The organism is Nonomuraea basaltis (genome assembly GCF_005893125.1).
GTDB classification, from domain to species: domain Bacteria; phylum Actinomycetota; class Actinomycetes; order Streptosporangiales; family Streptosporangiaceae; genus Nonomuraea; species Nonomuraea basaltis.
In genome coordinates this window covers 1-9226 of the sequence record NZ_VCJS01000346.1, presented here as the reverse complement: position 1 = coordinate 9226, position 9226 = coordinate 1, and the positions used below count along the sequence as shown (strand labels likewise).

Sequence of the window (9226 nt, the reverse complement as noted above, 5' to 3'; positions counted from 1 at the left end):
CGGTGGCGGTGTGTAGCGTCGCGTGCGCATGATGATGTGACGGGTTCGGGTGCCGGGGGAAGGGCGGATGCGCATGGCGGTGCGAGGGTTCTCGAGTCCGGCGTACTTGTCGAGCAGCACGCGGGCGCGGTCATAGCGAGCCGGGCCCGGCCCGTGTGCGGGCAGATGTCTTTCACGTCGGGGCGGCGGGCAGGACCGGCTCAGTCGACGGGGTAGCCGGCGGCCTTGGGGAAGGGGCCGTACTGGTTGGCGCCTGGGGCGCTGTCCGCCATCATGCCCACGAGGTAGACGACCGGGCCGACGACCGGGATCAGGGCGATGAGCATCCTCCAGCCGGATTTGCCGGTGTCGTGCAACCGGCGGACGGAGACCGTCAGCATGGGCACGATGAGCGACAGCAGGAGGACGTTCAGCAGCGGGACCTTGATCGCGAAGCTGATCCCGACGAGCACGACGGCGGCGCTCACGTACAGCAGTGAGAACCACCAGTACTCCGAGCGCCGGGCGCGACCGGAAAGCGTGGCGTACTTGGCGGTGAGGCACACGCGTGCCGCGGCAGCGAACGACATGCTGGTCACAGCGATCCTTTCGCAGAAACTCAGGGGGACACCGTCGGAGTGGAACGTGCTCCAGCCGTACTGCACCGTTCCCACGGTCAGATGCGCAGGCTGACGAAGCATCAGCGGGCGGGTTCGCCGAAGCCGCTCTATGGGGCCCGGGCCCGGGTTCGCCGGGCCGATGACGATCGCGGCGCAGCGAACCTGATGTGGAGGACCGCGTTCGTTGATGAACCGTCACATCTCATGGGGCGTGCACCCGGACCCCCGTTCAGGGCCTCGGCACCGACTACTTCCGGGAGCAGCCCCGCCGATGTGCCGGGACAGCCTGCTAGCCGAGGAGGCTGCCGCCGGTGGCGTCGACGAACGTCGGGGTGTCGGTAACGAAGCTGTCATGAAGTACACGCGTTGACGATCGCCCAGGTCAGCGGAGGGACTTGAGCTCGTTCCTGGGATCTGCAGGTGGGCTCGATCTTGGGCAGCCAGTATTGATCCGGATTCGTCGGTTTGCTGTGGTTCGCGTGACGGCGGATGCGGCTTGCGAGAAAGCCGGGGGGACGCAGCATTTGTCGCCGACCTTGGAATCGCCTTGTTCAAGCGCTACATGCCAGCGGGCCGCCCATCTGGCAGCACAAGAGCGTATTCGGCTCCGTCCTGCGGCTCTTGACCGTGGCTGGCGGCCCCGAGCACATGGGGCAGACGCTACGTCTGCTGGCTGATCACTTCGCCTGGGCGAGCCGGACCGCGTCGGGACCGGCCGGGAATCGCAGCTGGCCGGTCGTGTCGTGCACGGCTCGCCACACCGTCTCGGCCACGTCGCTCTCCTTGGTGAACACATCCTGGCCCGTGAAGTCGCCCATGGCCTTCTTCGCCCACGGCGCGTAGGGCGCCGGGACCAGCTCGTCCAGCGAGGCGCCGTTCGTCGCCTTGACTGCGAAGTCCGTCGTCAGGCAGGCGCCCGGCTCGACCGTCTTCGCCTGCACACCGAAGGGCGCGAGTTCGAGTGCGAGGGATGCGGTGAACCCCTCGATGGCCATTTTGCTCGCCTTGTAGACGGCCGAGAGCGGCATGTGGCCCAGCACCACGCTGGAGGTCACGTTGACCACCACGCCGGAGCCACGCTCGCGGAACTGGGGCAGCACCGCCTGTGTCGTCGCCATCACGCCGAACGTGTTGGTCTCGAAGACCTCCCGTACTCGGGCCATGGGGGTGCCCTCGAACACGCTGACCGATGGGACGCCCGCGTTGTTGACCAGGACGTCGATGGGTCCCGCCGCCTCGAACGCAGCGGTGATGCCCTCGGGCTTGGTCACGTCGAGCTCGACGACGCGGAGCCGGCCCGACTCAGGCAGGACGTCTGCACGCGGCGTGCGCATGGTGGCGATGACGTTCCATCCCTGCGAGTGGAAGTAGAGGGCGGTCTCTCGCCCATATCCGGACGAGGCACCAGTGATCAGAACTGTCTTCATGCTGTGATCCTTACGATGTGGTGGGATCCGCGATGGACAGGCATTTTCCTGCCCTGCGGGAGAACCGGTGATCCCATTGAATCGCTCTGACCTGCGAATACAGTAGAACTATTCTCGCTTCCTCTTGCACGATCCTCCTCCGCAGTCCAGCCTGCTCAAGCCAGAACGCCTGCGGGGTTGCGTCCGGTGTTGCGCAAGCGAGCCGCGTCCCGGCTCGGGGGTGCGCCGAACTGGCGGCGGTACTCGCGGCTGAACTGCGACGGGTTGTCGTAGCCGACGCGGTGGCCGACTCCGGTGACGTCGCCCGGGTGAGTGGCGAGCAGCAGCCGGGCCTCCTGGAGCCGGATCTGTTTCTGGAACTGGATGGGGCTCATTGCGGTCACCGCCTGGAAGTTGCGGTAGAAGGCCGAGACGCTCATGCCGGACAGACGTGCCACGTCTTCGACTCGGAACGGTTCTGCGTAGTGCTCGCGGATCCAGCGCACGGCCCGGGAGACATGGCTGAGACCGCTGTCGGCGAGGCCGAGCTGGCGTACCGCCGCGCCCTGCTCACCGGTGATCAGGCGCCAAAGGATCTCGCGTTTGAACAGCGGGCCCAGTATGGCGCGGTCGCGGGGCTCGTCGAGCAGGCGCAGCAGCCGGACCACCGCGTCGAGCATCGCGGCCGGAGCGTCGCTGACGGCGATCCCCGATGGCGCGCCACCGCCGGCGCGGGGCGTGTCGCCGGGACCGGTCTGCAGCAGCAGTTCGGCGATAGCGGACGGTTCCAGCGTGAGACCGAAGCCCAGGGCCGGCCGCCCGGGGTCGGCCTGGGTGAACTGCCCGGTGACGGGCAGATCGACGGATGCGACCAGGTACTGCCCGGCGCCGTACTCATAAACCCGGTCACCCAGCGCGAGGCGTTTGGCGCCCTGGGCGATGACTGCGACCACTGTGCCGGACATGGAGGGTGCCGGAGGATCCGGCCGGTCGACCTTCGAGATGAGGACGCCGTCGATGGCGGTGGTCCAGTCGGGGCGGGCATGCCGGGTCAGCAGGGTGCGGAGCTCTTCGAGGTGCATGCGTCCATTGCAGCACCATTCGACATCCGGGCTCCCGTAGTCGGGAGGATTGTGCAAGCAGTAGCGAGCATCGTTCTACGTTTTCGCAGGTCAACCCTTTTGAATGGAATCACCTCACTCCATCAACGCAGAAGAAGGCCTCCATGATCGCCGAGTACGGCTTCAACGCCACCCTGACCGCCAGGCCCGGAATGGGCGACCGGCTGGTTGACCTGCTGCTGACCGGCCTGGACGAGGGCAGCCCCGGCGCGAGCGAACACTGCGTCGTCTATCTCGTCTCCCGTTCCGCCTCCGCCCCCGACGTCGTCCACGTCACCGAGGGCTGGACCAGCGAGGAGGACCACCACCGGATCTTCGCCGGCGAGGCCGCCCAGGCCATCGTGGCGCAGATCGACGGACTGCTGGCCAAGGAGTCCGAGTTCACCGACTACGTCCCGGTCCGCGGCAAGGCCGCCTTCTGAACCCCGGATCGCCCCCGGCCTGCCGCCTCGGCGCCTGCCGAGGCGTCCCCGTCCCCGTCCGACCGTCCGGCACCCCCCACGAAAGGCAACGACCATGACCACTGCACGACCCCCCCTGGACCCCGAACTGCATGAGCTCCTGGCCGACATGCCGCTGATGTCCCAGCTCAGCCCGGAAATACTCGCGCAACTGCGCCAGCTCCCCTCGACGCCCATCGAGTCCCTGCTCGCCCACCGGCAGGTCGACCGGCGCGAGATCACCGTGCCCGCCAAAGACGGTGTCCCGATCCCCCTGTCGGTGTTCAGCCCCGCGAACACCGACGGCACCACCAACGCCGCACCCTGCATCTACTGGATGCACGGCGGCGGGATGGTCATGGGCGACCGCTTCTCGCAGATCGACATCCCACTGGAGTGGCTCGAGGAGTTCGGCGCGGTCGTGGTCTCCGTGGACTACCGGCTCGCACCCGAGGCCACCGGCACCGCCCTCGTCGACGACTGCTACCAGGGCCTGCAATGGATCGCCGAACACTCCGAAGAACTGGGCATCGACCCCGCCCGGATCGTCGTCGCCGGCGCCAGCGCGGGCGGCGGCCTCGCCGCCGGTGTCACCCTGCTGGCCCGCGACCTCGGCACCCCGGCGATCGCCGCGCAGATACTGACCTGCCCCATGCTCGACCACCGCAACACCAGCACCTCCAGCCGCCAGTACTCCGACGGGCCCGGCGTCTGGACCCGCGAGATGAACCAGTTCGGGTGGCGCGCGGTCCTCGGCGACCTCACCGACGACGAGGTGCCCGAGTACGTCTCTCCCGCGCTCGCCGAGGACCTCTCCGGCCTGCCGACCACCTACATCGACACCGGCTCTGCCGAAGTCTTCCGTGACGAGGACACGGACTATGCCACCCGCATCTGGGCGGCGGGCGGACAGGCCGAACTCCACATCTGGGCGGGCGGCTTCCACGGGTTCGACGCCCTGTACCCGCAGGCAAACATCTCGGTCACGGCCCGCCGAACCCGCACCGAATGGCTCGCCCGACTGCTGACCGCATAAGTCGCGAACGGAGGGTCGGTGAAGATGGGGCGCGCCCGCCTGGGGCGGCCCCGGCGACCATCAGCGGTGGGTCTCCCACACAGGATGAGCAGGGTTACGACGCCGCTGCCGAGCTTGTACGCGACCCCCTGCCCGCCTCTCCCAAGTCGTGATCCACTAGCCATGGCTGACCTGATGGCCTGGCCGCGGTGGCCAGGGTCCGCGAGCACCACGTGTTCGGCAAGGGCGTGGGCCTAGCCGCGCTTCCCTGATCGGAATGGCTCGGGCCGCGGCGATCATCCAGCCTCCCAGCGACGACGCCGACCCTTGTCCTGCTCAACCCCAAGGTCGTCGGCGAGCGTCGGCGGCACCGACGAACGGTACGAAGGCCGCCTCAGCTTCTTAGACGGCCGCAGCATGGTGCCCCGCCTGCTCCGCCTCGAAGTCGAGCACACCGGCCTCAACGGCACCGCATCCGTCACCGTGTTCACCGACTCCCTCGCCCGCCTGGTCAGCCACGAAGTCGACCACCTGCTATCCGGCGCTGCTGTGGTGAGGGGTCCTGTCTTTGCTGGTTAGACGTCGGCGGCATGCCGTTGACGTGAGTGGTCGATTGCCTGGCTTGGTCGGGTAGTAGAGGAGAGTTGTGCTGATGCCGAGTGAGAATCTGACAGACCTGTTGCGGGCAGTTGGGATCGTTCAGGAGGGTGATCCCGTGTTGCTGGAAGCCGCTCGCCCGTTCGTGTTCCCGGCTGAGCTAGAGGAGGCGTCCAGAGTCGTCCGCGAGCTGACCGCGGCCGCCGACCGCGTAGCGGCCGTCTACGACTTCGCGAAAGGCATGGGCATCGCCGCTCCCCAAATCGGCGAGGGACGGGCCGCCGCCATCGTCCGGCCACCAGGGCTGGGGCCCCTGGTTCTCCTCAATCCCGTGGTGCTTGAGAAGTCGACGGAGACCGACGAGCAGTTCGAGGGGTGCCTCAGCTTCTTCGACGTCCGCGGGCTCGTGCCGAGGGCGCTGGCCCTCCGGGTCGCTTACGACACCCTTGAGGGTGTCCGTTGCGTCTCCGTGTTCGAGCGTGGACTTGCCCGCCTGGTAGCGCACGAAGTCGACCACCTCGCGGGGACGCTGTATCGGGCCACAATGCGCCCCGGAGTAGATCCGATCCCGGTCAGGGAGTACCGCGGTTCCGGGGCGGCCTGGAGCTATGAGGCCTGATCGCTGCGTAGTTCCTCAGCGGTGAGGCACGATCGCAGGTCCGCCCCCGCCGTGACGTTGTGCGCAGCAGTGGGGACGGCCAGCACCAGCACGAGGGCGGCGGCGAGGCACAGAACTCGGATCATGCACACTCGGCGACGGCCGCGCCGTGTGGAACCGGCTCGGCAGTGACCGCGTTGGGCAGGAGCAGTGCCCCGAGCGCCAGCCCGATCAGCCCGGCGACGACCGGCGCGCCGGTCCACAGCTCGGGCACGGCAGGCAGGCCGCCCCCGGTGGCTGAGGCGACCCCGATGTACAGCGACCAGGTGGCGAAGGCCGACAGCCCGGCGAAGGTCCAGTAGGCGGCGCGCCGCTCACCCGACGGCCGCAGCCGGCGGATCAGCAGGTCGCTCACGAACCCGGCGGCCACGAACGACAACAGGATCGGCAGGTTACGGAAGGCCGTCTGGGCACCCGGCATGAGCGCCATGATCGTGTACATGACGGTCATCGAGCCGAACGGCAACAGCCAGCGGCGCACCAGGAACAGCACCGGGCTGAGCATGACGACGTTGGTGACGACCATCGCGACGGCCACCCGATCGGCGCCCACGGCGACAGGTCTGGGGCCAGCGCCCCGTGGCACGGCGGCCGAGTCCTGCGCCAAGGAGAACGCCTGGACGATTGCCTGGGGCCGGTACTGCAAGGCGTCGCCGTACGACAGGAACAGCGACACCAGCGCGGTGGCGAACGCGAGCCCGACCAGCGCGGGCAGCAGGCGGCCGAGCCGCGGCCGGGCACCGACATCGGGGGCGTTCCACGCCGAGCGCAGCGGTGTCGTGATGATGAGCAGCATCGTCACGATGAGGCCGAGGTGGGACGGGCTGAAGAAGATGTCGAGGGTCGTCTCGATGCCGAGGATGGTGTGCCACAGCAGGTCGGCGAGTCCGAAGGCGGCGAATGCGGGGATCGCCACCAGCCCGGCAAGATAACCCGTGGGGACGGCTGCCAGCCCCTGCCGTCCGGCGCGCCAGTTGCGCCACACCTGCCAGATGATCCAGCCGGAGACGACGGCGAACCCGGAGTAGAACACCGCGTGCCAGGGGGTGAAGAACGTCTCCAGCTCGGCCAGGTTGGCGTGCGCCCAGGCGTCGATCATCAGGCCGACCCCGAACCATACCCCGAGCAGCGCCGTCACCAGGTCTGTCCGGGGAGACACCCACGCGCGGGGCTCTTTCGTGCCGGCTATGAGTCGCCGAGTGCCGGTGGCGTCAGATACCACTTCGAGATTCCTTTGTGTCGATCAATTCGATTCATACCAAAAAGCCCGGTGCGCCGGGTGCCCGTCAGCGCACGCCAGCGATCGCCGGCAATGCTCTACGAGCTGGTGCAGGGCTCAGTGCGCTGCGCGCCGCTGCCCACCACCTGCCGGCCGATCACGGTGTGTCGGTGCTGAGGACCGACACCACGTGACGGCGGGCCGCCACGTGGGCGGGCAGGGCGGTGAGCGCCACCGTCACCAGGAGGGTTGCGAGCGCGGCGATGAGCATCGAGGAGACCGGCGCGAGGACCGCGTTCCTGGGGCTGAAGGCGGAGAACACCCCGATGCCCAGGGGGATGCCGATGATGGCGCCGGGCAGGCAGGGTAGGAGCTGGGCGATGGACAACCCCGCGGAGACCTGTCCGGGGGTGGCGCCGAGCGCACGCGCGACGGCCAGGCTCGTGCGGGCTTCCATCGCCGTGGTCCAGGTGAACGCGATGATGTTCACCACGGCCAGGGCGATCAGCAGGGCGGAGACCGCGATCAGCAGGTGGCTGGCGTTCTCGGCCCGCAGGTTGGGCAGGGCGGTGGAGCCGTTCAGGCCGTAGCCCCTCGACGACTGGACGGACAGGGAGAGCAGACCGGTGAGCGCGATCAGCGTGGTGGCGGTCGAGCACGCCTGCAGCACCACCCGGCCCGGACGGCGGGCGGTCAGCCGCAGCCCGAGCAGGAACGGCGTGGGCAGCAGCGCGGACAGCGCGGTCAGCCACGGGCGGCGCCGCGGCCGGTGGGCGGCGTCGGCCAGGGCGGCGACGGTCGCGGTGCGCAGGGCCCGCAGCGTGGGACGCAGCGCCGACAGCACCGCCACCGCCACGGCCAGGACGGTCGTCGCGGCGATGACGGGGCCGGTCGGCCCGCCGATGTCGCCGATTCTGCTGGCGGTGGGGCTGGCGATGACGGGCACGGTCAGGCGTGTGATCACCAGCCCCAGCACGTCGGCCAGCAGCGCCACGGCCAGGTACTCCGTGAGCAGGACGGCGGCGATCAGACCGGGGGTGGCACCGACGGCCTTGAGCAGCCCGGCCCGGCGCGTCTGCTCGACGGCGCGTCCCGCGGCCAGCGCCGCCACCCCGGTGACGGCCAGGAAACTGAGCAGCCAGCTTCCGAGTACCAGGATCGGCTGGGTGCCCCTGAGGATGGCCATGTCCCGCTGGGCTCTGAACTGCCAGGAGTGGAAGGTGATCCTTACGGTGGAGAGGTGGTGGGCGTCGATGAATGCCTCGGTGGCGGCAGGGTCGCGCAGCTTGAGGTCCAGGGCCAAGGTCACCGGGAGATCTTGGGACGACGCCAGGGCCCGGGCATCTGATCGGGTCATCCAGGCCAGGCCGCTGTAGTCGCTGGGGCCACCGCCCGGGCCGATCTGCGCCGCCCAGGGGTAGATGGAGGTGGCCGCGGTGACGGCGATCCCGACGACGGGGTACGACCGGCCGGCGATGGTGACGCGGTCGCCGACGCCGACGCCCAGCGCGGTGGCGAAACCGCGTTCGAGGACCGTGCCGCCGGAGCGTACCCACTGGCCCGAGGTCACCAGCGGCCGGTTGACCGTGCCGGGCTTCTCGGCGAAGCCTTGCACCACCACTGGGGACGAGGTGGAATCGCGCGTGGTGAGGTCGGCGTAGACGATGCGATAGGGGCCATGGTGGGCGGTGACTTCCGGCTCGTTCGCCAGCGAGGCCAGGGCCGAGGTGACGGCGGGGCCCGTGTCGCCGGAGAGTGCCACCACATCCGGCCCGGCGGTGGCCGCGCGGGTCTGCTCGTACAGCGCGTCACTCACGCCGCGCAGGGACAGGCCCAGTGCCATCGTGGCGGTGGCCACGGTCACCGCGAGCAGGAGCATCACGGCCTGGACCTTGTGCCGCCGCACGTCGGCGAGCACCAGGCGCACGACGAGCACGATGGAGCCCATGACGTTCAGCCCTCCAGCCCGATCAGCCCGCCGAGCCCGCGCGTGGGGGAGCCGTCCAGCCGGGTGTCGTCGACGAACATCCCGTCGCGCATCGACACCAGCCGATCCGCGGTGGCCGCGACCCGCTCGTCGTGCGTGACGATCACGAGGGTCTGCCCCGCCGAACGCAGCTCCTGGAAGATCCTCAGCATGTCGAGAGTGGCGGCGGTGTCGAGGTTGCCGG

10 protein-coding genes and 1 pseudogene are annotated in these 9226 nt (G+C 69.2%); 4 read left to right on the top strand and 7 right to left on the bottom strand.

Annotated features, from left to right (window positions below; translation table 11 throughout):
* Window positions 1-200 precede the first annotated feature (200 nt).
* The 3 genes from EJK15_RS64540 to EJK15_RS64530 form a co-directional block, all read right to left on the bottom strand.
* On the bottom strand, window positions 201-569 hold the full coding sequence (locus EJK15_RS64540) for a DUF805 domain-containing protein (protein WP_138720138.1): 369 nt from the start codon (window positions 567-569) through the stop codon (window positions 201-203).
* A 707-nt stretch (window positions 570-1276) separates the two neighbouring features.
* Window positions 1277-2026: an SDR family oxidoreductase gene (locus EJK15_RS64535; RefSeq protein WP_138720137.1), complete on the bottom strand. Its 750-nt coding sequence runs from the start codon at window positions 2024-2026 to the stop codon at window positions 1277-1279.
* A 155-nt stretch (window positions 2027-2181) separates the two neighbouring features.
* Window positions 2182-3087 carry an AraC family transcriptional regulator gene (locus tag EJK15_RS64530; protein WP_138720136.1) on the bottom strand — a complete coding sequence of 302 codons (906 nt, stop codon included), beginning with the start codon at window positions 3085-3087 and terminating at the stop codon, window positions 2182-2184.
* Between the two features lie 143 nt (window positions 3088-3230).
* On the opposite strand from EJK15_RS64530, the gene EJK15_RS64525 reads away from it, so the two are divergent.
* From EJK15_RS64525 to EJK15_RS64510, 4 genes are all read left to right on the top strand, one after another.
* Window positions 3231-3548: a putative quinol monooxygenase gene (locus tag EJK15_RS64525; protein WP_138720135.1), complete on the top strand. Its 318-nt coding sequence runs from the start codon at window positions 3231-3233 to the stop codon at window positions 3546-3548.
* Window positions 3549-3642: 94 nt separating this feature from the next.
* Window positions 3643-4602 (top strand): alpha/beta hydrolase, encoded by a 960-nt coding sequence (locus EJK15_RS64520; protein ID WP_138720134.1) that lies wholly within the window; start codon window positions 3643-3645, stop codon window positions 4600-4602.
* A gap of 306 nt (window positions 4603-4908) precedes the next feature.
* A complete protein-coding gene (locus tag EJK15_RS78270; RefSeq protein ID WP_138720133.1) occupies window positions 4909-5160 on the top strand; it encodes a peptide deformylase in 252 nt (83 codons plus the stop codon).
* A 73-nt stretch (window positions 5161-5233) separates the two neighbouring features.
* Window positions 5234-5797, top strand: coding sequence for a peptide deformylase (locus EJK15_RS64510; protein WP_138720132.1), 564 nt, complete (start codon window positions 5234-5236; stop codon window positions 5795-5797).
* Here the strand turns inward: EJK15_RS64510 and EJK15_RS72230 are convergent.
* From EJK15_RS72230 to EJK15_RS64495, 4 genes and pseudogenes are all read right to left on the bottom strand, one after another.
* The gene (locus EJK15_RS72230) at window positions 5785-5922 is read right to left on the bottom strand and encodes a hypothetical protein (protein WP_171075331.1); all 138 of its coding nucleotides are present in this window, start codon (window positions 5920-5922) and stop codon (window positions 5785-5787) included. The genes EJK15_RS64510 and EJK15_RS72230 overlap by 13 nt on opposite strands.
* On the bottom strand, window positions 5919-6995 hold the full coding sequence (locus tag EJK15_RS64505) for a hypothetical protein (protein WP_240778027.1): 1077 nt from the start codon (window positions 6993-6995) through the stop codon (window positions 5919-5921). Before EJK15_RS64505 ends, EJK15_RS72230 begins: the two co-directional genes overlap by 4 nt.
* Before the next feature lie 217 nt (window positions 6996-7212).
* Entirely contained in the window at window positions 7213-9003 is a 1791-nt protein-coding gene (locus tag EJK15_RS64500) for an ABC transporter permease (RefSeq protein WP_138720131.1), read from the bottom strand.
* A 5-nt stretch (window positions 9004-9008) separates the two neighbouring features.
* A pseudogene (locus tag EJK15_RS64495) lies at window positions 9009-9226 on the bottom strand (ABC transporter ATP-binding protein); the annotation flags it as partial.